Annotated in this window: 19 protein-coding genes; 10 read left to right on the top strand and 9 right to left on the bottom strand. The window is 62.6% G+C overall.

The genetic code is table 11. The annotated features are described in order from the left end of the window. Nucleotides 1–247 precede the first annotated feature (247 nt). The 5 genes from BKA07_RS01595 (at nucleotide 248) to hutH (ending at nucleotide 8232) form a co-directional block, all read left to right on the top strand. Nucleotides 248–1549 carry an MFS transporter gene (locus tag BKA07_RS01595; protein WP_167949350.1) on the top strand — a complete coding sequence of 434 codons (1302 nt, stop codon included), beginning with the start codon at nucleotides 248–250 and terminating at the stop codon, nucleotides 1547–1549. Nucleotides 1550–1581: 32 nt separating this feature from the next. Next, nucleotides 1582–3285, top strand: a complete 1704-nt coding sequence (locus tag BKA07_RS01590) for an amidohydrolase (protein WP_342448958.1) — start codon at nucleotides 1582–1584, stop codon at nucleotides 3283–3285. Further along, nucleotides 3282–4838: an amidohydrolase gene (locus tag BKA07_RS01585; RefSeq protein ID WP_167949349.1), complete on the top strand. Its 1557-nt coding sequence runs from the start codon at nucleotides 3282–3284 to the stop codon at nucleotides 4836–4838. Before BKA07_RS01590 ends, BKA07_RS01585 begins: the two co-directional genes overlap by 4 nt. A gap of 210 nt (nucleotides 4839–5048) precedes the next feature. Beyond that, entirely contained in the window at nucleotides 5049–6632 is a 1584-nt protein-coding gene (locus tag BKA07_RS01580; RefSeq protein WP_167949348.1) for a BCCT family transporter, read from the top strand. 52 nt (nucleotides 6633–6684) lie between these two features. Further along, complete coding sequence (gene hutH / locus BKA07_RS01575) at nucleotides 6685–8232, top strand: histidine ammonia-lyase (RefSeq protein ID WP_167949347.1); 1548 nt, start codon at nucleotides 6685–6687, stop codon at nucleotides 8230–8232. 1 nt (nucleotide 8233) lies between these two features. Here hutH and BKA07_RS01570 read toward each other — a convergent pair whose 3' ends face one another. Next, nucleotides 8234–9283: a DUF2891 family protein gene (locus BKA07_RS01570; RefSeq protein ID WP_167949346.1), complete on the bottom strand. Its 1050-nt coding sequence runs from the start codon at nucleotides 9281–9283 to the stop codon at nucleotides 8234–8236. A gap of 196 nt (nucleotides 9284–9479) precedes the next feature. Here BKA07_RS01570 and BKA07_RS01565 point away from each other — a divergent pair, with 196 nt between their 5' ends. From BKA07_RS01565 to BKA07_RS01555, 3 genes are all read left to right on the top strand, one after another. Then, on the top strand, nucleotides 9480–10970 hold the full coding sequence (locus BKA07_RS01565; protein WP_167949345.1) for a peptide MFS transporter: 1491 nt from the start codon (nucleotides 9480–9482) through the stop codon (nucleotides 10968–10970). A gap of 39 nt (nucleotides 10971–11009) precedes the next feature. Beyond that, the gene (locus BKA07_RS01560; RefSeq protein WP_167949344.1) at nucleotides 11010–12683 is read left to right on the top strand and encodes an amidohydrolase; all 1674 of its coding nucleotides are present in this window, start codon (nucleotides 11010–11012) and stop codon (nucleotides 12681–12683) included. 96 nt (nucleotides 12684–12779) lie between these two features. Next, nucleotides 12780–13118, top strand: a complete 339-nt coding sequence (locus tag BKA07_RS01555; RefSeq protein WP_342448957.1) for a CHY zinc finger protein — start codon at nucleotides 12780–12782, stop codon at nucleotides 13116–13118. An 83-nt stretch (nucleotides 13119–13201) separates the two neighbouring features. Here the strand turns inward: BKA07_RS01555 and BKA07_RS01550 are convergent, their stop codons facing one another. The 3 genes from BKA07_RS01550 to BKA07_RS01540 all read right to left on the bottom strand — a co-directional run bounded on the left by BKA07_RS01550 (nucleotide 13202) and on the right by BKA07_RS01540 (nucleotide 17525). Continuing rightward, nucleotides 13202–13879: a hypothetical protein gene (locus tag BKA07_RS01550; protein WP_167949342.1), complete on the bottom strand. Its 678-nt coding sequence runs from the start codon at nucleotides 13877–13879 to the stop codon at nucleotides 13202–13204. Nucleotides 13880–14006: 127 nt separating this feature from the next. After that, nucleotides 14007–15977 carry a primary-amine oxidase gene (locus tag BKA07_RS01545; protein ID WP_167949341.1) on the bottom strand — a complete coding sequence of 657 codons (1971 nt, stop codon included), beginning with the start codon at nucleotides 15975–15977 and terminating at the stop codon, nucleotides 14007–14009. Nucleotides 15978–15983: 6 nt separating this feature from the next. Beyond that, complete coding sequence (locus tag BKA07_RS01540) at nucleotides 15984–17525, bottom strand: APC family permease (RefSeq protein ID WP_167949340.1); 1542 nt, start codon at nucleotides 17523–17525, stop codon at nucleotides 15984–15986. Between the two features lie 146 nt (nucleotides 17526–17671). Between BKA07_RS01540 and BKA07_RS01535 the strand changes: the two genes are divergently transcribed. Then, entirely contained in the window at nucleotides 17672–18271 is a 600-nt protein-coding gene (locus BKA07_RS01535) for a TetR/AcrR family transcriptional regulator (protein WP_167949339.1), read from the top strand. A 79-nt stretch (nucleotides 18272–18350) separates the two neighbouring features. Here the strand turns inward: BKA07_RS01535 and BKA07_RS01530 are convergent, their stop codons facing one another. From BKA07_RS01530 to BKA07_RS01510, 5 genes are all read right to left on the bottom strand, one after another. Further along, a complete protein-coding gene (locus BKA07_RS01530) occupies nucleotides 18351–19859 on the bottom strand; it encodes an aldehyde dehydrogenase family protein (protein ID WP_167949338.1) in 1509 nt (502 codons plus the stop codon). A gap of 90 nt (nucleotides 19860–19949) precedes the next feature. Beyond that, complete coding sequence (locus BKA07_RS01525; RefSeq protein ID WP_167949337.1) at nucleotides 19950–21299, bottom strand: MFS transporter; 1350 nt, start codon at nucleotides 21297–21299, stop codon at nucleotides 19950–19952. A gap of 84 nt (nucleotides 21300–21383) precedes the next feature. Then, nucleotides 21384–22565 (bottom strand): M20 family metallopeptidase, encoded by a 1182-nt coding sequence (locus BKA07_RS01520; RefSeq protein WP_167949336.1) that lies wholly within the window; start codon nucleotides 22563–22565, stop codon nucleotides 21384–21386. Further along, a complete protein-coding gene (locus BKA07_RS01515; protein ID WP_167949335.1) occupies nucleotides 22562–23245 on the bottom strand; it encodes a DUF1028 domain-containing protein in 684 nt (227 codons plus the stop codon). Before BKA07_RS01515 ends, BKA07_RS01520 begins: the two co-directional genes overlap by 4 nt. Continuing rightward, on the bottom strand, nucleotides 23245–23673 hold the full coding sequence (locus tag BKA07_RS01510) for a RidA family protein (protein ID WP_167949334.1): 429 nt from the start codon (nucleotides 23671–23673) through the stop codon (nucleotides 23245–23247). Before BKA07_RS01510 ends, BKA07_RS01515 begins: the two co-directional genes overlap by 1 nt. Nucleotides 23674–23804: 131 nt before the next feature. Here BKA07_RS01510 and BKA07_RS01505 point away from each other — a divergent pair, with 131 nt between their 5' ends. Further along, a complete protein-coding gene (locus BKA07_RS01505; RefSeq protein WP_167949333.1) occupies nucleotides 23805–24731 on the top strand; it encodes a LysR substrate-binding domain-containing protein in 927 nt (308 codons plus the stop codon). The last annotated feature ends 169 nt before the right edge of the window (nucleotides 24732–24900 follow it).

The following is a 24900-nucleotide window of genomic DNA, read 5'->3' as shown; positions in this document are numbered from 1 at the left end:
GATCGCAGCATCGAGATGAGAATCCTCCGAATGTCCCACAGGCTATCCAATCGTGCAGTCGTAGCGAGAATCAGCTATTCATTCTCGCGCATTGGGGGCTTGGGCGGGACAAATCAGCAGCGGAAATCCTGTCCTGAGTGAACCATTGCCGGTGACACTGCGCTCGGGCAGACCTACGATCATTGCAAGGCCACAACCTTCGCCGCACAGCTATGTCGCCGTGGCGAACCGAGCAAAGGAGCTCACCATGACCTCGCCCGCACCGACCGCCCCCGAGCGCACGCACCGTCGCGCACTCAAATCCGGATTCGCCGCAGCAGTCGGCACGACCATCGAATGGTACGACTTCTACGTCTACGCCACGGCCGCTGCCATCGTCTTCCCGCAGGTCTTCTTCCCCGAGGTCGACCGCACCCTCGGCACCCTCGCCTCCTTCGGCACCTACGCCGTGGCGTTCTTCGTCCGACCTCTGGGCGGCATCATCTTCGGCCACATCGGCGACCGGCTCGGGCGCAAACCGGCACTGACCATCACCCTGCTGATGATGGGTGTGGCGACCGTTCTCGTCGGCTGTCTGCCCGGCTATGACACGTGGGGCATGACCGCAGCCGTGCTCCTCATCGTCCTCCGCATCATCCAGGGACTGGCGGTCGGCGGCGAATGGGGCGGTGCGAGCCTCATGGCCGTCGAGAGCGCACCGCCGAAATTCAAAACCTTCTACGGCGGCTTCACCCAGCTCGGCAACCCGCTGGGCGCGCTCCTGTCCTCCGGCGCCTTCTGGGTCCTGTCCCTGTTGGGCGATGACGTCCTCTTCACCTGGGGTTGGCGTGTGCCGTTCCTGGCCAGCATCATCCTCATCGGCGTCGGAATCTGGGTCCGCCTACGCGTCGAAGAGACCCCGGTGTTCAAGCAGAGCGGCGCCAGTGAAACGACGCCGATCCTCCACACCCTGCGCTTCAATTGGTACCCCGTGCTGCTGGGCGTCGGCATGGTCGCTATCGCCTCCGGCGGCTACTACCTCGCCACCTCCTACGTTCAAAGCTATGCCACCAGTGAGGAGATCGGACTTGCCGCCTCGATCATCCTCGGGGCGATGACGCTCGCATCCTTCCTCGAAGCCCTCGTCACTCTCCCTTTGGCATTGCTCGGCGACAAGTGGGGAGGGAAACGTCTCATGTACCTCGGCGTGGGACTGTCCTTCCTCTGCTCGATCCCACTCATCCTCGCCATCGAGAATCACACCGTGACCCTGATCTACATCTTCGTCTGCGCGATACGAGTGACGATGAGCGCGACCTGGGCGCCATTGTCCGCGCTGCTGACCCAGATGTATCGCCCCCAGGCTCGCTACACGTCGATGTCCTTGGCCTACGGCGTGGGCGCCGCGGTTTGGGGCGGACTCTCACCGATCGTCGCGACCTCCCTCATGGCAGCCACCGGCTCCATCTGGTCCGTCATCGGTCTCTTCGGCTTCCTCTCCGCCGTCGCCTGGATCGCCACCGCGCTGGCACCGCAGCACAGTGACGAACCCGAACCTGCCACTCCCTGACCTGTCCAACCCCAACTTCCAAGGAGACGCCCGTGCGCCATCTGGCCACCTTCGACGACAGCAATTCCGCACCCACCCTTATCACTGCGAACATGATTCGCACCGTCGATGACACCGTCCGCGAAGCCTCGGCGCTGCTCATCGCCGGAGGGCGGATACTCCACGTGGGGACTGAGTCCGACGCCGAGGCGGCCGCCACCGAACGTGGTCTCGATCCCGTCCGTCTCGACTTCCCCCAAGCAACGATCGTGCCGGGGTTCGTCGATCCGCATGCCCATCCGCTGATGTACGGCCAGTTGCACACCTGGATCGATGTCTCCCCGAGCGTGGCGACGACGATCCCAGAGATCATTGAGGTTCTGCGACGGGAATCAGCGAAACTTCCCTTAGATGTGCCCATCCGCGGGTACGGTTACGAGCAGCGCAACCTCGCTGAGCGCCGGCATCCTACCCGGCACGAACTCGACGAGGTCGCTCGCGACCGTGAGGTCTACATCATGAATGCCTCGGGTCACGGCGGTGTGGTCAACACATTCACGTTCGAGAAGTTCGGCGTCACCCGTGACACTCCGAATCCAGAGGGAGGCGAGTTCTTCCGCAACTCGGACGGGGAGCTGACCGGTGAACTCTCGGACGCGGCCTGCAACGTCCTCACCGGGCTCGACGGGGTCAAGATCGGACATCACGGGCCGAACTTCCACCTCGGCGACGAAGCGAAGGAACATCAGCGGCAACTCGACATCGTGCAGCGCGAATTTCTCACAGGCGGCGTGACCGCGATCGGGGATGCACAGGTCTCGAAACGCGAGTTCGCCGCTTACCTTGAAATGGCCGACAGAGGCGGGCTCCAGATGCGAGTGTCCATGTACTTCCTCTCCCACCTTCTTGACGCTGTGCTCGACCTCGGCCTCACCGGACCCTTCGGCAACGCCTTCCTGTCTGCTGCGGGAATCAAGCTCTATGCCGACGGAACCCTGGGAGGATGGACCGCCTATTTCCCCGACGGGTACGTCGGCGATCCCTGTCGGACCGGGCAGCTCTACCACTCGCCGGAGGAGTACACCGGACTTGTGAGTCAAGCACACGCCGCCGGTCTGCAGACGGCCACGCATGCGCAGTCGCCGATCGCCATCAAGATGGTTGTCGACGCCATCGAAGCCGCATTACGAAAGCGGCCCGACTCGGATGCGCGCCACCGGATCGAACACTGTGGGCTCCCCGACCCAGCCGAAGTGACACGGATGGCCGAACTGGGAATCAGGCCGGTCAACCAGACCCAGCACTATTACAACTGGGGCGAAGGAGTCGAACAGGCCATCGGCACCCCCGGGGAACGATTCAACCCGCTCGGCGAATTCCGTGACGCCGACGTGCCCATCACGCTGTCCTCGGACGCTCCGGTCGCCGAGCCCCGACCGCTCGAAGCCATCCAGACCGCGGTGACTCGGGTGACCAGGCGCGGGCACAAGCTTGGACCGGACGCACTGCGGATCTCTGCCGAGTTGGCCCTGCGAGCACACACGCTCGAAGGAGCGATCACCTTAGGTCGGGAGAACGAATTCGGGTCGCTGAGCGTCGGCAAACGAGCAGACTTCACGGTACTCGGTGCCGACCTCATGACCGTTGCGGAAGACGAGATCGCTGCCACTCCTGTGCTCGAGACCTGGGTCGATGGGGTGCTTCGGCTTCGAGCGAGCGATATTTCGGGACCAACACAGGAAGGTGCGCGTGCATGAATGCGAAGGCAACAGCTCAGGACTGGATCGACGAACATCTCGAACAGCTCCTCGACTGGCATACCCATATCTGGGAACTGGCGGAACCGGCCTGGCGGGAATATGACTCCCAGGCCTGGTACGTGCAACGGCTGCGGGAGGAGGGCTTCGACGTCGAAGACGGGTCAGGTGGAATGCCAACGGCCTTCAGCGCGCGTTGGTCCCACGGTTCAGGGCCCACTCTGCTCACCTACGCCGAGTACGATGCCGTGCCCGGTAACTCGCAGGCCGCAACGACTCGGGAGGAACCGCGGGGCGACTTGTCCCGATTCGCTCCCGGGCACACGGACCCGCATTCGGCGCTGGGCATCTCCACTCTCGCCGGGCTGTTGGCGACCAAGCATGCGATGATCACCCATGGGATCACCGGGACGCTCCTCTACACGGGGGAACCGGCGGAGAAGATGCATGGATCGAAGGTCGTCCACGGACTGCGAGGCTACTACGACGACGCAGACGCAATCGTGTCCTTCCACCCCTTCTACATGCTCCCGCTGTGCAACACGGCCCGCTGGGACACCCAATGCGGGGCCTACTACAGCAAGGTCTATTCCTTCATCTGCGATGAGCCGGAGACCTGGCAGCTGTCCAGCGCTGATCCGCATTCGCCCATCCCGGCCTCGCATTCGGCGGCTCGGGCGCCGGGCGCGAATCTGTCGCTCATGCAGATGCTCTTATCGTCACGATCGATGCTTGACGCAATGCTGCCGGCCACCGGAGGCTGGAGCTTCTCCGACGCGATCCTCACCGACGGCCAGGCGACAGCGGACAATCTGCCCCAGCGAGTCGCGCGCATCCAGTTCTCCTGGCGGACACCGGACATCGAAATGGCCGAGCACATCCTGGCCGTCCTTGATCGCAATGCTCAGGCGGCAGCGATGATGGGCCACTGCGAAGTCGAAGACCGCTGGGTGGCCAGGAGCCGGCCGGGACGGACGAACCATGTCCTCGCACAGGCACTGTACGACAACCTCGCCGAGGTGGGGCCTCCGGTCTACGGCCCCGAGGCAGTGGCGCTCGCCCAAGAGGTGCAGCGCAGCCTCGACGTCGAGGCCGGTGACCGACCGTTCTTGCCCGAGACAGAACGGCTCATCGAACCGCAGGAGGCCGAGCGGCTGCTGCGCGAACAGATGCCGGCGTGGCAGCGAAACTGGACGAGCGACGACTATGTGGAGATGAGCCACTACGCGCCCCTCGTACGCTTCTACGTTTCCCGGCCGGCGCTCGCCCCGGCGGCGGGGGCCGGGCCGTATCCCGCGTGGGTGATGAACGCGCTGGGTGGAATGCGCGAGACGATCGCACCGACGATTCTCACTGCCGGCAGGACCGTCGCCGGAACGTTCCTCGATCTGCTGACCAACCCTGACATCCTCGACGAAGCGAGGACCGAATTCGAGTCGCGAACTGCAGCTGATCCGATGCCGGCGCTGCTGCCGGTAGACTTCGTTCCACCGATCGACCTTCCGTGGCCGGACTACCGACTGGAGCGGCGAAGCGGCGAGCGTTGGTGGTGACTTCAGGCATGGCCAGAAAATGTCCGACATATCGGACACAATTCTGTATCGATGGATTGTGAGCCAGATAACGACCTGCCAGCATGGCCGAAGGCCTTTCCGACACCACTGTTCGCACCAGCATCCGAGTCACCGAGGGCGGTACAGAGCTGGTGTTTCCCCGGTGCTGACGGTTGGTCGTAATTGATGGACAATCCACCGGAGTCAATGATGAACAATAAGAAGATGCGGTGGGGAGTATTCGCCCCGATGGCGGTCCTGCTGGTCGCCACCGCGGTCCTGGGTATCGCAGCCCCTCAGTGGTTCTACAACATACAGTCGACGGTGGTGGGATTCGCCTTCAGCAACTTCGGCTGGCTGTTCAGTCTGACCGTTTTCGTGTTGATCTTCGTCTGTCTGTATGTGGGCTTCTCGAAGTTCGGAAAGATCAAAATCGGTGGCGACGGAGCCAAACCGACTTTGTCGAAATGGCAATGGTTCGCGATCTCTCTGACCAGTGGCATCGGTACTGGCATTCTGTTCTGGGGGACGGCTGAACCGCTGACCCATTTCATGGACCCGCCGGCTGCGCTCGGGCTGGAGCCAGGATCTGAGCAGGCAGCAACCTTTTCGATTGCGGCCGTGACGATGCAGTGGACGGTTGCCCCATATGCCTTGTATGTCATCTGCGGAATCGCAATCGGATACGCACATTACAACAAGGGCATGCCCTACGCAGTCAGCTCTGCGCTGTACCCCATCTTCGGGAAGCGAGCGCTCGGGGGCATCGGAACCGTTGTCGACAATGTCTGCATGTTCGCCATTGCAGGTGCCATGTCCGCGATCCTCGGTGAAGGGGTACTGCAGATCGGCAGCGGCGTCTCGCACTATACGGACATCGTCAATGGCCCCACTCTGTGGGCGGCCATCGCCATTCTCATCACCATCACCTACATTCTGTCGAGCTACACCGGACTCCAAAAGGGAATCAAGTTCCTTGCGGAGCAGAACACCCGGCTTTTTCTCTTGCTTCTGGTCTTCGTGCTCGTGGTCGGACCGACTGCCTACATCATGACCATCGGCACTCAAGGCACCGGAAAATACCTTTCAGACTTCGCGGAGATGCATCTGTGGTTCAGCCCGATGGACGGCGAATCCTGGCCACGTGATTGGCCGATCTTCGAATGGGCTCTCTGGGGTGCCAACGCCCCTCTGATCGGAATGTTCATCGCTCGAGTGTCCTATGGGCGCACGATCCGTGAGTTCGTCACAATCAACCTTCTGCTGCCGGCCGCATTCGGAGCTTTCTGGTTCTGGGTGTTCGGAGGCGCGGCCATGTACTTCGATTGGAAGGGCGAAGGCAAACTATGGGACATCATCAACGGTGAAGGTGGTGTGCCGCTGTCATTGTTCGCCTTCTTGGATGAGCTTCCGCTGTCCCTGCTCTTCGGCATCCTCATGTTGATTGCGATCTTCATTTCGTTCACCACCCTGGCAGATTCGCTGACCACGACCATGTCGTCGTTGACCACCACCGGCAACGATCTCAAGAATCCGGAGCCACCGCCTATGGTGAAGATCTTCTGGGGCGGGTTGATCGGTCTTCTGGCAATTCTTACCGTGACGGCCGGAACCGGGGGAGAGATTTCGGGGATCGACGCGGTCAAACAGACCGCGACCCTAGCAGGCTTCCCAGTCTTGTTCCTGATCATCCTCATCTCGTTCTCTGCCCTCAGATACCTCCGCACGGATACGAAGGTCATAGATGCCGCCGAGGACGATGATAGGACCGGAGCACCCCACCTGGAGAGTTGAATCGGTTCACGTTTTCATCGTGATTCCCCTAGCAGTCGGACAGTCATTTTGAGTGAAGGAGTACGAGATCAACTCGCAAGAATATGTGACCATCAGACCAGATGGGTTCACCGTCGATGACCTGCATCGTATCGCCCGACGTCGACACCATGTGTACCTTTCGGACGATTCGCGCAGAGGGATTCGTGAGTCCCGTCGGGTCGTCGACGATCTGCTGCGCCAGAACGCAATTGTCTATGGAATCACGACCGGTGTCGGCGATAACAGCAAGATCCGAATTGGTCGGGAAGAATCTGCCCAACTGCAGCTGAGTCTTGTCCGCAGCCACGCCAGTGGAGTGGGGGAGCCTCTCTCCGCGGACGAAACGCGCGCCGTGATGGCAATGATGGTTCGGAACTTATCGCTGGGGTACTCCGGGATCAGGGAAGAAGTCGTGGACTTGCTTCTCAGTATGTTGAATGAGGATATTCTACCGCGAGTGCCGCGAAAGGGCTCGCTCGGGTACCTGTCGTACCAGGCTCATATCGCGTCTGTTCTGATCGGTGAAGGCATCGCAGGGGTGGACGGTTCGGAGGTCTCCGGCGCAGAGGCACTCGAACGCCGGGGTCTGAGACCGATTGCCTTGCAGGCGAAAGAGGGGCTGAGCCTGCTGAATGGCACCTGCGATATGGTCGCCCTGGGAGGCCTTGCCGTCCATGATGCGGTGTCGCTGCTGAAATCTGCAGACATCGCAAGCGCCGTCTCAGTCGACGGGCTTCGCGGGAATCTCTCGGCGTTCGATACTCGCATAGGCGCGGTGAAGAAGCACAAGGGCGTCGGGACGACAGCCGAGAACCTGCGAACACTGTTGCAGGGAAGCAGCCTGGGCGAAGCGAGTTCGCAGGACAAGGTGCAGGACGCTCTGAGTGTGAGGTCGATTCCGCAGGTACATGGTGCTGCCAAGGACATGATTCGATTCGTGAAGTCCGTGGTCGAGGACGAAATGAACTCAGCGACAGATAACCCACTGGTATTCGCTGAGGACGAGATGTCTTTGTCGTCGTCGAACTGTCATGGTGAGTCAGTGGCGATGGCTTTGGACATGCTTGCTGTAGCTCTCACAGAGCTGTCCAGCATTTCGGAACGGCGCACATTCCGGTTGACCTCTGCTCATCACAGTGGACTTCCTCCATTCCTTTCTCCGAACCCGGGCACCGATTCGGGGTACATGATTCCTCAGTACACTGCCGCTGCCTTGGTCTCTGATAACAAGCGATTGGCGCAGCCTGCCTCAGTGGACTCCATCCCGTCGGCAGCGGGTCAAGAGGACCACGTGAGCATGGGCACCTCTTCCGCGCTCAAAAGTCTGGAGGTGATCGAGAACGTCTCTCAGGTGGTCGCCATCGAGTTTCTGTGTGCCTGCCAGGCACTGGAGCTCATTTCATCTGACCCCATCGGCCGAGGCGTGGCTGCTGCGTACGACTCGATTCGCGCGGTGGTTCCGAGGCTCGAGAGCGATCGACCGGTCCACAGAGATATCGAAGCGATACATTCAATGATCGTCGGTGAAGAGATCATTGATGCTGTGGAGCTGATCGTGAGCACTTTGCGCACGGTTTGATTCACATGGCGGCGGAGGCACGGAGCTGCAGCGCCTCCCAGGCGAACGTGGCCAGCCAGTGCGAGGACATGTACTCGTCGGACACTGATGCATCCAGTCCAGGTGACAAGAGCACGTCGACCCGACTCATCATTCCTTTCGCTTGGTCGGCAAGCTCAACGCCGTCCTGCTCCCCACTGATGCGTTGCAAACGTGGTGCCAATCTCATGACCGATGCTGCCACCGACAGGCCGAGACCGTAGAGGTGGCTCTGCTGTCCATCGACGGGGTCGAGAACCTTCAGCGGGGTCAGCGCCGGCGATTCAGTGGACAGCTCGGAAAGGAAGTCCGGCAACCATGTTGCCAGCTCGTCTTCCATGAGAACCTCGGTCATGAGGTCGGCTTCGCACAGTCCGGGGGAGAGGAAGTCGTGGCCGCTGCGCTCCTGACGGAAGTTCCACACTTCGTCCTCGACATAGAAACGGTGGGCAGCCTCGGCGATGGCGGCGACGACATCACGTCGGTCAAGGGTGCGGGCGCCGATAAGGATGCGACGCAGTGCGAACGCCGTGTTCGAGTGCACCCCGTGGCGCACCGGCTCGGCGACCTTCGGCAGCCATTCGAGCACCAGGTCGAAGACGGCGTCGGCGAGGACCTGGGTATTCTTGCCAAGCGCTCGCAGCTCAGCGATCTCACTGGCGTGGAGAACTCGATTGAGTTCGACCGCCCACGCCCAACCATATGGCCGCTCCCAGCTTGGATTGTCACGGAGAAAGTCCGCCTCGGCGCGCATGTTCGGCTCGCTGAGGTGGGAGGCGAGGATCTCGATGGCTTCGTCGCGCCATTCCGCACGACGGGCCGCATCGGTGCCCAGAAGCGATGCCAACAGGTAGTGCATGTGCACGCTCGAGTGCCAGTCGAAGGAATTTGCGAAGGCCGGGTTCTTCTCACTGGCCGGCACGATGTCGGCCAGGCCGCGCGCGACATGGTGGGCGGCGAACGGATACTCACGGGTGATGTTAGTCAGGGCCACCTCGGCGAAGGGGTGGACGAGGTCATCAGGGGATGTCATGAAGACAATTCTGCCACCCCGGGTCATTGCCGATCTGAAAATCAGACAGAGGGCATCCAGAACGACTATTGGAATCGATCAAGCGACGTCATTAGGCTCGAAACACCACTTCAGCCAGACGGCAGGCGAGTTTCTCGCACTGCCCATCCACACTGAATCTCCAGCTCAACACAGCACCCAACATGCCGAGGAAGTCATGTCCAAATCTCAGATTGACGACCCCGCGGAACCGGCCAGCTCGGCGGATACGAGTACCGCGCAGCGAACGCAACCGATCGGACTCTTCACCCTCTCGTCGATCGAAATGTGGGAGCGCTTCAGCTTCTATGGACTCCAGGTGATCCTCGCCTATTACATCTACTACTCCGCCGGCGACGGGGGCCTGGGCCTGACTGAAGGTGAAGCATTGGCGATCACTGGTGCCTATGGCGGTGCTGTCTACCTCGGGCAACCTCTCGGTGCATGGTTCGCCGACCGGCTGGTGCCGGCACGGACCATGGTGATGGCAGGAGGCGTCATCATCATGTTTGGGCATATCGGCCTCGCAGTAATCCCGGGCATCCCTGGTCTTCTCATTGGGTTGGCACTCATCACCGTCGGCACCGGTGCCCTGACACCAAACGCTTATGCCATGGTCGGTCGCCTCTACAAGGAACAGTCACCTCGGCGGGATGCGGGGTATGCGATCTTCTACACCGGCATCCTCGTCGGTGCGCTATTCGGCCCCCTGGCCACGGGGTATCTCCAGGTTGAACTCGGATTCCATTACGGTTTCGGTGCTGCTGCAGTCGGCATGGCAATCGGGCTCGTCACCTATTTCCTCGGCCGCAACACCGTGCCCGCGGAAGCACGGATCGTCCCGAATCCGGTGAGTTCGCCGGGTAAGTGGAAAGCTGCAGGATTCGGCGTCGCAGTGGCTGCCCTCGTCGCCGTGCTAGCCAGCACAGGGCTCATGTCGACTGGAAATCTCAACAACTACGTGCTCGGTACGATCCTCATCATTGCCGTGGTGTATTTCGTGACCATGCTGCGATCAAAGAACGTGACCGCGGACGAGCGGATGAAGGTCAAAGCCTTCATCCCGCTCTTCATCACCGGCGCGATCTTCTGGACGATGATCCTTCAGCTGTTCACCACATTCGCCGTCTATGCCGATTCACGGGTGGAGTTGAATATCGGCAGCTACTCGATGCCCGCCGCCTATATCAGCACCTTCGAAGTCATCGCCGGCATCATTGCTGGGCCGATCATCGCCGCATACGGGCAGAAGCTGGCGAACCGACCCAACCGTCGCGTGCCGAGCACGACCTCGAAGCTCGCATTCGGCTTCGTGCTGATGACTCTGACGTTTGGGCTCTTCGCAATCTTCCCATTGATCTTCTCCGGGCTGATTCCGCTCGCGGTCGTCATCGCCGGCATGTTCGTCATGGGCATCACCGAAGTGATGTACGCCCCGATCGGTATGTCTATGGCCTCTCAGCTGTCCCCGGTCGCCTTCAATTCTCAGATGATGGCCCTGTGGGGGCTGACCACAGCCGCCGGTGCCAGCCTGTCGGGTTTCATGGGGCAGCTGTATTCCGCCTCCAACGAAGTCGGGTTCTTTGCCCTGATGACCGTGATCAGTCTGCTCACAGCCGTCTTCCTCTTCGCAATCCGAAGCCCACTGCGCCGCCTCGGCGTCGCCTGACCGTCCGTTTTCCACCCGCCCCACCACCAAGGAGTGCCCATGCCGACTGCCGACCGTGTCTACCGAGGCGGAACCATCCACACCATGGATCCCACGAGGCCCACCGCAGACGCCGTCGCCATCCACGACGGAACGATCATCGCTATGGGGGAGACCGACTGTGCAGCGGTGACCGGCGCCGCCACCGAGGTGGTCGACCTGTCCGGTCGCACCCTCATCCCAGGATTCCATGACTCTCACGCCCACCCCGTCCTCGGTGGGTTGGGCATGGCGGAATGCAACCTCGACAACATCCACGGCTACCAGCCCTATCTCGATCGCATTGCCGAGTACGCCGAGGAGCACCCGGACGACAAGTGGGTGCTCGGGTCCGGCTGGTACGGGGATGTGTTCACCGATGGCTTTCCTCATCGCCGCGACCTCGACTCCGTCGTCAGCGACCGTCCTGCCGCCTTTACCAGCCACGACGCTCACGGCACCTGGGTCAACACTCGCGCCCTCGAGGTCGCCGGAATCACCCGGAAGACACCAGATCCCGATGGAGGGCGCATCGTCAAGGACACCGACGGCAACCCGACAGGGCTACTGTTCGAATCCGCAGCGGAACTCGTGACGGGGCTGTTTCCGTCAGTCACCTCGGCAGACGTGGAACGGGCACTGCGCAACTCACAGAAGTACTTCCATTCGCTAGGGGTCGTCGGCTGGCAGGACGCCGGCGTCGGAGTCCTCACCGGCTCCCCGCATGACTCCTTCCACCCGTACGTTTCGATTGCTGAGAACGGCGGTTTCGTCAGCAAGGTCACGGCCGCCCTGTGGTGGGACCGTGCCGTGCCCTATGCCCAGCAGATCGAGACAATCAAGGAACGACGAGCCGCGATCCAGGGGGTCGACGGTGATCGTCGCCGAGGCGGTCTGCAGGCCACGGTCGTCAAGATCATGCTCGACGGTGTGTGTGAGAATCTCACCGGTGCTCTCAAACGCTCCTACCGCGGTCACGATCACGAACATGGATTGCTGATGTTCGACGCCGCGGAGCTCAAGGAGATCGTCAGCGGTCTTGAAGCCAACGACTTCGACGTCCACATCCATGCCGTGGGTGACCAGGCGCTCAAGCTCGCTGTCGACGCACTCACCCAGAATGATGGACCCTCGCCGGAGCGCCGCCACCAGGTTGCCCACCTCGACATTGCCGACCCCGCCGAGCTGGCCCGGATGGCCGAGGCCGGAATCATCGCCAATGTGCAACCCTTGTGGGCCAGGCGTGACTCCGTCCTCGTCGACACCAAACTGCCGCTGCTCCAGGAGGATCAGCAGTCCCACCATTTCATCTTCGCCTCAATGCGCGATGCCGGGGTCCGGCTCTCCTTCGGCAGTGATTGGCCGGTCTCGAGCCCCGATCCGATCTGGGGTATGCACGTGGCAGTCAACCGGACGGCACCGCACAACGATCCCCACGGCCAGGACGATGTCGCACAGAACGAGCCGCTGCTCGGCGAGGAGAAGATCACCGTCGGGCAGGCGCTGCGTGGGTACACGCTCGATGCCGCTTATGCCAATGGTTATGACGACGTGTCCGGCAGCGTCGAGGTCGGCAAGTCAGCGGATTTCGCAATCCTCGACCGGGACCCGTTTGAGGTTGATTCGGTGGACCTGGGAGATATCGTCGTCGAAACAACGGTCTCCGCGGGAGTGGTTGTTTACCAGCGGGCTTGATTCCTCCTCCGGCCGACGACGAGCTATTGGTACCTGTCATCAGGACGGATCCGCCGCAGACTAGTCTGGGAACCGAGAGATAACCCGCCCGGACGGATGGCAGAGACAATGACGGCAATACCGCAGGTCTTCGGCAAGACGGTCGATGGCCACACGCGCTGTGAGCATTATTCGACCGAGCTCGACATCATCGCCATCCGCTTCGCATGCTGCGGCCGGTACTACCCGTGCCATCTGTGTCATTCCGAATGCACCGACCACCCACCACAGCAATGGCCTCGTGCGCGCTGGCATCAGAAGGCCATCCTCTGTGGAAACTGTTGGACGGAGCTGACGGTCGAGACGTATCAGGGAGTGGATGCGTGCCCGGAGTGCACTGCTTCGTTCAACCCTGGCTGTAAGGCACATTCCTCGTACTACTTCGCGGTCGGCTGAGCGAGAAGTGCGACAATGAGCGCCGAGGCGGTCCGACGATATGACTCGTCGGACCACCTCGGCGGGGTCAGTTTGGGTCTGAGTCAGTGCATGAACTGCATGACCAGCAGCATCGTGGCCATGCCCAAAGACTCGAGCATCAGCCCCGGACGTTTGCGTGCGAGAGACTGCACCGCGCAGAGCGTGAGGAGCAGCGATACGACGATCACGCTCAGGGTGATGACGCCGCTGACCAAAGACCCGTCGAAGCTGTGTCCGTGGTGCTGATGTGCAGCGTGCGCGCCGGCGCCTGAACTCGCAGCATGGTGTGCCCCATGGTTGAGAACCTGCCACGCCATGATCGGATAGGCGACCGCGGATAGGATCGCGGACGTTCTTCCCACATTTGGGATCAGGGGAGCCTTGTGCCACTCGGCTGGGCGCTCCATCGACGATGACTCGGCGGTCTGATCACGGTGTTCAGTGGCGGGGGAGTGCGCGGCGTTGGTGGTGACGAGAGCCTTCTCAGGTGAGACGGTCACCGACTGCGACATCGACTCCGCCTTCAACCTGGACCTGAGCCTCGCTGCGACGCTCAACCCGGCCAGGAGCAGCAGTCCCGACCAGAGGACGGGTGGCAGAGCGCCGACGAAGGCCAGGTCCACCATGGCCAGCAGCATCACCGAGGACGCGGCGATCGCCAGCCGACTCCGCGACGTGGCGGCGCTGATGACGCAGGGAATCGCAGCGGCGACCATGAGGATCGATGCGATAGCGGTCATGTGGAGTTCGCCCTCCTTTGGGCATTGGACGTCCACGCGTCCAGGCGGACAACCTCGTAGATGTGAGAGTGCGGGAAGGGGCGGTGTTCGAGCTATTGCGTCCGAGCACCGCCCCCGTCGTAAGTGCTCAGTCGCACTCGCAGGAGTTGCCGGCCTCTGGTGCACAGTGGCCCGACTTGGGCCGCGGCACGTCGAGCGCAGGGTTCTGGTCGAAGAAGCCATAGGGCTTCATTGAGAATCCGAGGCGGTCGACAGGCATGATCGGCCAGTCCTCGGGTCGCGGGAAGTGCGTCATGGCGAACGAGCACCAGAGGACGATGTCGTCACCGTCGACGGGGCGTTGCTGCTCGACCCATTGGGTGATCGTGCCCTGCCCCGGGTTCTGGTTCGGGTAGGTACCCGACGGGAAGCGCTCGTTCTCATCGAATTGCGTCAGCCACACATGCTTCGACCCGAATCCGGCACGCTTCGAGATCGACGAACCCTCGGCGGCCATCATCGTCGGCTCATCGGGCATGTGCAGCTGATAACCGACGGGGAACCCATGACGGTTCTGCTTCTCCGGGTTGACGATGTGCCACACCCGTCCTGCTTCACCATTGGCGAGCCTGCCGCCTTCCTGGGTGAGGCGGGTCAGCTTGCGGGTGAACGCATTCCCGTACGGGTTGTCATCGCCGAAGGGCACACGCACGACTTCCTGTTCGTCGACCGCGTTCTCGATGCCGTCGACCTGCATGTCGAGTCGGGCGCAGAACATGTGCTGGTGGAAGGGCATGCCGAGGCCTTCGTCACCGAGCGGGGACGACCAGCGCCGACGCTGAGCCTCATCGCCGTACGCTGCGGTGTAGACGATACCGGTGGCCTTGCATTCGAGCTCGATCGTGCCGTCGAGGTAGAGGTACCAGTAGAAGCCGTAGTCATAGTTGCCGACGGTGATGAAGAAGGAGATGACGATGCGGCGGTTGCGGCGCACGTCGGAGGCACCGGTGAACTCATCGGTGTGCTTGAACAGGATGCCCGCATCCTCCTCGTGGATGCAGATGGCGTTCTTGATCGTGTGTGCGCGTCCTTGCTCGTCGGCTAGGACGGCATCGGAGTAATGGATCTCGCCGAGGCAGTCGCAGCCGAGCTCGAGCGAGTTCGCGCTCTTGCCCATCGAGTACTCGCCGGCGTCGAAGTAGTTCTGCCAGAAGCGCACCGGACTCGGATCGCCGTAAGGGACGACCATTTCGGCGACGGAGGCGCGGTAGACGATGGGGCGCTGTTTGCCGTTGTCGTCGTAGCCGATCTGGTGGAGGACCAGGCCCTCGACGGGATCGAAGCCGAGGCGCACCTGCCACTTCTCCCAACTGAGCACGTCTCCGTCGAGGGTGAAGCTGGTTCCTTCGGGCTGGGTGATTTCGATCGGCTTCTGTGTAGTGCGAGGTTCGGGCAGCCACGAGTCGAGGTGGTAGTCGAAGCGTTCCTTGGGCACGGGGACTATGTCGGTGTCGACAACCTCGATGACCTCGCCGGTGTTGAGATCGAGGTAGGCGACGAGTCCCTCGAGCGGGTGCGCCCAGGCGTTGTCCTGCGGATCCGACTGGATGAAGGACGAACCTCTCACGAGGCGACGGCCCGCTTCACCGGGAATATCGAAGCAGCCGGCAGACAAGGCACAGATGCGGACGGTCTCGATATCGGTGATGCCGCGCGCCTCCACGGCAGTCCGCCAGGTCGCGTCGTTCCTGATCATCTGTTCGGCGTCCTCGTACTCGGTCATCGTGATCGGTGCCTGGCCCTCGGCCGCGACATCGAGCACACGCGCAAGCAAGACCCTGCGTTCGATCAGCGACACGAGGACTTCGGTCTGCTCGCCGGAGCCGCGCTCGACGAGGACGGATCGCACGTTGCGGTCGAGGTCGGGGGTTCCGGCGATGACGTCGCGCTTGTTCGGCTCGACGAGGCTGACCAGAGCGAAGATCGTGTTCTCGGTGACGTGTCCTGCGTCGACGATGATGGCGCGATTGAGCTCGATCTCGTCTCCGGTCAGGCGGTCGAGCGGGTGCGACGCGGTCGAAGCGGACGAAGCAGTCGGCATAGTTGAAGTCGTGGTCATGATGGGTCAGACACCTTCCTGAGTTGTGAGATTGTCGTCGAGGCCTGCTTGCAGGGCCTTGGGGTCGAGAGCCGGGCGCACCTCGCGTATCTTGTGGCCGCGCAGGTAGCCGACGAGCGCGAGAGCGGCGAGCATGATGAGCGTGCCGAGGGTGAGAGCGGTGAACGGGCCCTGGTCGACGCCCCATTCGTCCTTGAAGTCGTAGTCGAGACCGAAGAACCGTTCGAGCGTGCCAGGGAAGATCGCCACCCAGGCGCCGAGCAGGATCCAGAGGAAGGCAATTCCGCCGAGGACGGTGAAGCCGGCGTTGTCGACCGGGACGCGGAAAGGACGCTCGATGTTCGGGTGCTTCCACCTCAGCTTGATCGCTGCCGGGATGATGAGTAGGTAGCTGAGCAGGAAGGTTGAGATCGAGATCGACAGAACCACTCCGAAGAGTGCCCCGGCGTCACCGCTGAGCTGCATCGCTGCGATGAGGAACACCGTGGCAACGACGCCGGAGAGCAGATTCACATTGACCGGAGTCCCGAGGCTCCGCGAGATCTTTCCGAAGAACCCACCGAAGAACGCGCCGTCGGCAGCGGTGAGCGCCTGCATACGATCGCTCATGATCATCCAAGCAGCGCCCTGGGACGCGAGGATGATGACGAACATCATGGCCGCGAGCACGACCATCACGTCTGCCGCGGGACCGTAGACGGCGAACACGGTCTTCACAGCGTCGAGCAGACCGCCGATTCCGGTGATGGTCTGAGTCGGCAGCACAAGCAGCATGGCCAGCACCGGCAGAACGTAGCAGAGCGCGGAGACGAAGCCCGAGCGTGCAATCGCGGCCGGGATGTCCTTCTTCGGGTCCTTCATCTCATCCGATGCGCTGTTCGATGCCTCGAATCCGAGGTACGAGAACAGCAGCAGCGGAACGAGGCCGAGGAAGCCGCCGAGCGTGGGGCTGAAATCGGAGAGATGCAGCGGCTGCACGCCATGCTCGATCGCGTAGATGATCGTGGTGAACAGGAAGAAGGCGATGAAGATGACCTTCAGGACGCCGCCGAGAGTCGGCAGCCATTTTGCCTTCGCCAGCGACAGGATCGCCGCGATCACCGTGATCCAGATGAAGACGATCTTGAAGATCCAGTCGCCGACCGATCCCGCTTCGAGCGGACTGATGAACTGGTTCCAGGTGCCGGTGGCGAGGAACGCCATCGACCCGCCTACCCAGACGGGCTGAGTGACCCAGCTGAGGATCGATGCGATTGCGCCGAAGGGCCGCCCGAAGGCCTGCCGGACCCAGATGTAGGCTCCGCCTTCGCCGACGAAGGTGCTGCCGGTCTCGGCGAAGATCAGGGCGTAGGGCACGAGGAAGAAGATCGCGAGCACCAGGGTCCAGGTGAAGGTCTCTGCGCCGAAACCCGCCGTCTCGGCGAGAACCTCGATGCTGAGCACAGCCGACATGACGATGAGCACGATGTCGAATCGGCCAAGGGTCTTCTTCAGATGCTGCTTCTGTTCGTCCGCGTATGCGGTCGTCTCTTCGTGTGAAGACACCATCCACCTCCTTGTGAGTGGGCGTCTCTTGTATTCTTTGGGCTACACCCAAAAGAATTGCACGGAAGAATGATGAATGACAGAGGCAGGCGGCATTTTCGCCATACCGATTCGTGTTCGTCTAGATCACTTCAGGAGATAATTAGGTCATGGCGAGACCGAAGAATCAGAAGGCACGTCGTGAACAGTTGGTGCACGCGGCAAAACAGGCGATCGCCGACCGGGGGGTCAACGGCCTGCGCGCCATCGATGTAGCGGCCTACTCCGAGCTGGGGGCAGGATCGGTGGCCTATTACTATCCGGACCTCGGCGATTTGGTGCGCGATGTCCATCAGGACGCTGTGTCGCGCTTCTATTGGAGCCGCAGGCACCAAGCCGATGCAGGGGAGCATCCGCGCATCAAGCTCGATCGAACGATTCGCAGCGGCATTCCCTTATCGAGGCAAGACATCGACTTCCAGGTGCTCAACGAGCTGCACACCCACGCTTATAGGGATACATTCCATGCAGAGCTCATGGCCGAGCTGTATCGGCTTGAGGTCTCGCTCTACGAATCGGTGCTCAACGAAGGCGTCGAGTCCGGCGTATTCCCGATGACACTGCCCGTGGAGACCGCGGCGAGCAACCTCGTGGCGATGGAGGACGCATACGGTATGCACTTCATGGGTGGGACACCACTCGACGCCGATGACATCTATCGAATGATCGCAAGAAGCGCTGAGGTCATGACCCGGTGCAACAGGTCATGACCTCAGCGCTGTATGTCACTCCGTGCGACAGATGGTCGTCTCATGACCCTCTTCCGCCGCCCGTCTTACGGACGAGCCATCACCCCCACTGCAGCCAGGTGGTCTTGAAGTCCGAATAGTTCTCCAATGCATGCACGGAAAGATCCCGCCCGAAACCGGACTGCTTGAATCCGCCGAAGGGCGTGGTGAATCCGAGGGCGTCAACGGTGTTGACCGACACGGTGCCGGCGACGAGGCGTGACGAGACACGATGAGCACGAGCCATGCTGCCGGTCCACATCGACGCAGCGAGGCCGTACGGCGTTCCGTTGGCCTTCTCGATCGCCTCCTCTTCGGTGTCGAAGGGAGTGACGAGGGCGACGGGGCCGAAGATCTCGTGCTGGTGCAGCCGATGGTCGGCTGGGAGGTCGGTGACGATGGTCGGGTCGATGAAGGCACGGGAGCCGTTGATGCCCGGGCGGCTGCCGCCCTTGACGATCGTGCCGTCTGCCCGGGCTTCCTCGATGCATTCCCACACCTGGTCGGCGTGCTTCTCCGAGACGAGCGAGCCGATCGCTGTGTCCGCATCGAGCGGGTCACCCGGCTGGAATTCCTCGGCCGCAGTCTTGAGCAACTCGAGGAACTTCTCGTACACGGGGCGTTCGACGAAGATGCGGGAATTCGCCGAGCACACCTCGCCCTGGTTGTAGAAGGCGCCGAACGCCGACTTGTTCGCGGCCGCCTCGAGGTCGTCGCAGTCGGCGAAGATGATGTTCGAACTCTTGCCGCCTGCCTCAAGCGCGAGTCGCTTCATGTTCGACGTCCCCGCGTACTGCTGGAGCTGCATGGCCACCTCGGTGGATCCGGTGAAGCCGAGCATGTCGACGTCCATGTGCATGCCCAGCGCCTTGCCGACGACCGATCCGCGACCGGGGACGACATTGAGGATGCCGGCGGGGGCGCCCGCCTCCACGGCGAGTTCGGCCAGCAGCAGGATCGAATGCGAGGCCTCCACCGGGGGTTTGACGACGAGCGCATTGCCCGCGGCCAGGGCCGGCGCGATCTTCCACGTCGCGATCTCCAGCGGGTAGTTCCACGGCACGATGATGCCGATGACCCCGAGCGGTTCCCGGGTGACCAGAGCGGTCGACCCTTCCGGGGTGACGGGAATTTCGTCGGTGGCCTTCTCGATCGCCTCCCCGTAGAAGCGGTAGAGCGCGGCGGCACCCGGGGCGTCGATCGTCGAGGACTCGCCGATCGGTTTGCCCATGTCGAGGGTGTCGAGCAGCGCGAATTCGTCGACGCGAGCCTCGATGAGATCGGCGAGGCGCAGCAGCACCTCCCGACGGTGCGTTGCCGAGGTCCTCGACCACTCACCGGCCTCATAGGCCGTGCGGGCAGCACTCACTGCTGCGTCGACATCGCCCTGCCCGCCGAGGTGGAGGTGCGAGATCGTCTCACCGGTCGCCGGGTTCGTCTTCGGATGGGTTTCGTCCGAGAGTGCGTCCACACGCGCACCGTTGATCACGGGCCGCCCGTCGATGCTCAGTCGGGAGGCCTTGTCGTGCCAGCTGTCGATGGTGGTCTGCTGGGAGAGGGTGTCAGTCATGAATGATTCTCCAATGATGTGCGGTGATGGGGTGCGGCCAGATGGTCGGATGTTTGAGTCGCTCGGCGCTTCGAAGGGGCACCCGGGCGATCAGGCGCGCGCCGAGGTGGGCGCCTGTGATTCGAGATCGTCGTCTTTGAGGAGGTCGACGGCTCTGGTCTCGGGGATCGAGACCACGGTGACGATGCCGACGACGCCGACCGCGGCAAGGAAGAATCCAGGACTCAACGTATTTCCGGTCCGGTCGATGAGCCAGGTCAGAGCATAAGGGGCTGTGCCGGCGAAGAGAGCGGCGGTCACGGCATAGGCAATGGAGAGCCCGGTCTGCCTGGTGCGTGTCGGGAACAGTTCGACGACGGTCGCGGCGTGGGTTCCGAGGATGATCGCGAGTATGAAGGCCAGGCCGAACGTCGACGCGAAGGATGCCCAGCTGCTCCCCATGCCCATGAGCATGAACAGCGGAACCGAGAGCACAGTGAGCGAGACCGCAGCAGTCATGAGCACTGGTTTGCGTCCGAACCGGTCAGAGGCGATCCCCGCCAGTGGGACGATGATGAGACCGAGCGCCGAGGCGAGCGTGGAGAGCAATGCCGCCCGTCCGGCGTCGAAGCCGAGGGTCGTTTCCTGGTACGTGAGCAGGTAGGTCAGAACCACGTAGAACGTGACATTCATGAAGATCTCCATGCCGCATGTCTGAATGAACTGTTTCGGGTTGCGCTTGAATATTTCGCGCAACGGCGACTGCGCGACGGTCTCGTTCGTCTGCAGCGCTTCGAATTCCGGGGTGTCCTCGATCTTGCGGCGGATGTACAGGCCGATGAGCCCGAGGGGCACAGTGATGAGGAACGGGATCCTCCATCCCCAGGCAAGCACCTGTTCAGGCGTCAGAGCCTGGTTGAGCAGGTAGACGACGAATGATGCGAGAAGGAACCCGAGCAGGGAGCCGACCTCGAGCCAGCTGCAGCCGAATCCTCGGTGTTTCGGCGGTGAGAACTCGCCGAGGAACGCAGCGGCGCTGCCGAACTCCCCGCCGGAAGCCAGACCCTGAACGATACGGGTGGCGATGAGGAGGATCGGCGCGAGCATGCCGATGGTCTGATAGGTCGGAAGCAAGCCGAGGACGAGCGTCGAGGCCGCCATCGCGAGGATGACGACCGAAAGAGTGAGCTTGCGTCCGAGCCTGTCGCCGAGCCGGCCGAAGATGATCGCTCCGATCGGTCGAACGAGGAAGGAGACCGCGAAGACGGCAAATGTGGCGAGCAGGCCCGCCGCTTCCTCCGATTCAGGGAAGAATATGGAGGCGATCGTCGTCGCCATATAGGCGTAGACCGCCCAATCGAACCAGTGGACGAGCACACCGATGGAGCCGGCGACCACGCTCTTCTGCAGCCCCTTCTTCCGCGTGCGTGCGGCGATGTCGGGGGTCAGTGCACCGGTCATGTGGAGTTCCTCCTTTGGAACCTCAGCTCCTCGCGGAACTGCTGTGATACTTGTGTGATGGTCGGAGTCAGTCGGTGCGCCGGATCAGGAGCGACGGGCGCTCACGTCCGCGGCGGTCCAAGCCAGAGCCGTGGCACCGTCGAGGAGTGTGCGTTCGGCGGTCGCTCCGACGCAGGATTCGGCGAAGGCGGCCTGGTGGTTGCTCGCCTCGCCGCCGACACCGATATAGGGGTGGATCGCGTTGACGACCTGAGACACATTGCCCATGTCGGTCGACGCACGGTTCATCGTTGCCGCGATCGGGTCGACATCGAAGTTCCGACCCAGTGCCACGGCGTTGCTGCGGTAGGCATCGAGGGCTTCCTCGTCGGTCCGCATCTCCGCATATCGTCGGCTCTCCGCGGTGATCGCCAGGGAGGCTCCGGTGGCCAAGGCTCCGGCTTCGAAGCAGTCGACGACGCGCTTCTCCACTGACAGCAGCTCTTCGGTCGACTCTGCGCGGACATACCAGCGGCCCTCGGTCTTCGCGGGGATCGCGTTCGGAGCCTCCCCGCCGTTGGTCATCACGCCGTGGACGCGCACGGTCTTCGGCAGCTGCTGACGCAGCAGTCCCAGCGCCACCTGGGCGACGAGGAAGGCATCGTTGGCGTTGATTCCGCGCTCCGGGTAGGCGGCGGCGTGGGCCGCGCGGCCGGTGTATTCGACGTGCCAATGGGCGACCGCGAACGGTTCGGCCTCGGCGACGTCGACGGGTGCGGGGTGGGCCATGAGGGCGAAGTCGAGGTTCGTGAACGCTCCACGGTCGAGCAGTTCGATCTTGCCTCCGCCGCCCTCTTCGGCGGGGGTGCCGATCACCTCGACGCCGATACCCAGGTCATCGGCGACAGCCGCGAGTCCGATGGCTCCTCCCACGCTCATGGCGGAGATGAGATTGTGCCCGCAGGCATGCCCGAGGCCGGGAAGCGCATCGTATTCGGCGAGGAAGCCGATCGTGAACTCGCCGGAGCCGTATGTCGCGCGGAACGCAGTCTCGAGTCCTGCATATTCGTGTTCGACGGAGAAGCCGTGATCGGCCAGGATGCCCGCCACCGAGGCGGCCGAGCGGTACTCCTGCCACCCGAGCTCGGGGTTGTCGTGAAGAGAGTTCGACAGACTCACGAGGGAGGACCCCACCTCGGCGATGCGCTCGGAGATCAAGTCCTTGACGGCAGGGGCAGCTGTCCTGACAGCTGCCGCGTCCACCTCGGCGTCGGTGCGCTGCCTCATCGCTCGTCTCCGGGGACACCGTAGGAGGGCGAGGCGACGGGGTCGAGGCCGCGGGTGATGTAGTCCTCGCGCTGTGGCATCCAGATGTCGAGGAGTTCGCCCAATTCTGAGATGGGGTCGTCCTCGGCCCAGTCCACGCGCAGATCGGTGACCCGCCAACCGGCGTCGCTGACGACCGCAAGTCCTGCCGAATGCACGGGCCCGGCCTCTCCGCCCGCGGCGAAGGCAGCTTGGAAGGCCTCGAAGAGTCGATGCTCGATGCGCCCGCTCGAGTTCAGAGCGGTGTCGATGAAGGCGTCGAGGACCCCGATCGACTTGAGCATATTGCCCCCGGCCACCGCGTTTGTCTCGGTCCGGGCACCGAAGATGCCCAGCGCCTCCGCGCCGGAGTGTGCGGCGGTGTCACCGCTGCCGTCGATGACGAGCAGCTGACGGTACGCGATCGACGCGGCATCCGTGGCAGCGACGACGGTGTCGAGAGCCGACTGGGCGGGCTTTCCCGACGCCATCTCGTCGAGGATCCGGCCGCCGAGGCGAGGGTCCGTGACGTTCTGGGAGTTCACACCGCCGACGCCGTCGGCCAGGTTGAGGCAGCGGGCGGAGACAGCAGGGGAGGACGAGGCGATGGCCGCACCGAACTCACCGGTGTCGGGATCGTGGAGGAGGAGCGAAAACGTCATCACGCCTCCTTGTCGCTGATGACGGCCGTGGCATCGATCTCGACGAGCCACTCGGGACGGGCCAGCGCCTGGACGACGATGCCGGTCGAAACAGGGAAGACTCCCTTGAGCCACTTGCCCACGGTGCGGTAGACGTCTTCGCGGTAGCGGGGATCGATGATGTAGATGGTGACCTTGACGATGTCCTCGAGTCGACTGCCTGCCTCGTCGAGGAGCATCGCGATATTGGCCATGGCCTGCTCCGCCTGCGCGGTGACGTCGCCGATGCCCACGGACTCCCGGGTCTCGAGGTCCTGACCGATCTGTCCGCGCAGGTAGACGACACCGCCGGCGACGACGGCCTGGCACAGATCGTTGTCGAGATTCTGCTCCGGATAGGTGTCCTTGGTGTTGAACATTCTCAGTCGTGTGTGCGTCGGCTCTGCCATGGCGGCGTCTCCTCGTCGAGTGAAGCGGTCGTTGTCTGCCACCCATTCTCGAGACATTCCATTCATCTGTGAAATAGTTATAATTTAGTCAGAGCATCTACAAAACAGATTCTTCATCGCAGGGAGCCGCAATGGTGCAGAGATTCGCGATCACGCTCACTCAGCTGTCGTACTTCGCCGAATGCGCGAAGACGCTCAATATGACCGAGGCCAGCCAGGAGCTGCACATCGCCCAGTCGGCCGTGTCGACGGCGATCAATCAGCTGGAGAAGGCCCTCGGGGCTCCGCTATTCGTGCGTCAGCACTCGAAGGGCCTCGTGCTCACCTCGGCCGGCGAGGGCCTGCTGCACGAGACCCGGGAGATCTTCGGGCGGATCACCGACGCCGTCGACTCGATCCAGGCCGGGCAGCGCGAGGTTCGCGGAACCATCGTCATCGCCTGCTTCCAGACGATCGCACCGTTTCTGCTGCCGCAGCTGCTCCAACGCTTGGGCGAGCGCCACCCGGAGCTGACCGTCGAGGTCGTCGAGGGAGACCACGAGGAGAGCATCGACGCCCTGCGCAGCGGTCGAGTCGAACTCGCGCTCAACTACGACCTCACCGAATCCGACGGCATCCGCGCCGAGATCGTCGGCGAGGCACGGCCGCACGTCATCGTCGGCACCGATCACCGTCTCGCCCGTCGGAAGAAGGTCTCGCTGAGCGTGCTCGCCGAGGATGACTTCGTCGTCCTCGACCTGCCCGACAGCCGCGAGTACTTCCTCAACATGCTGCGCTTGGCCGGCATCACCCCGCATGTGCGCTACCGCAGCTCGAGCTACGAGACCGTGCGGTCGATGGTCGCCATGGGCCTCGGCTTCTCCATCCTCAATCAGCGGCCGCGCATCCGGCAGACCTACACGGGAGAGCGGACGACGATCCTCGAGATCTCCGATCCCGTCCCCACTCTGCACGTGGCCGTGTCCACCCTGGCTCGATCCGGGCAGACGGCGAAGGCCGCTGCCGTGGCTAACGTCGTCCGCGAGATCCTCGCCGAGGTGGCTCCCGAGTCAGGCTGAAAGTGTTTCCGGGCGATACCTCCAAGTGATCGATGCTCAAGCATTGCATCTATTCGTAAGATGCAGTGCACCGTGAAGAACTATTGGCATTGCCGCTTCCACCTGCGGTTTGCTGGAAGGCGTCAGGGCAACGTTGAAGTTGTGCCCGCCAGCAACGAAGCAGATGCCG

Origin of the sequence: Brevibacterium marinum (assembly GCF_011927955.1) — a bacterium.
Taxonomy (GTDB): Bacteria; Actinomycetota; Actinomycetes; order Actinomycetales; family Brevibacteriaceae; genus Brevibacterium; species Brevibacterium marinum.
Note: the sequence above shows the minus strand (reverse complement) of the source record. Positions and strands in the feature narration are given on the sequence as shown.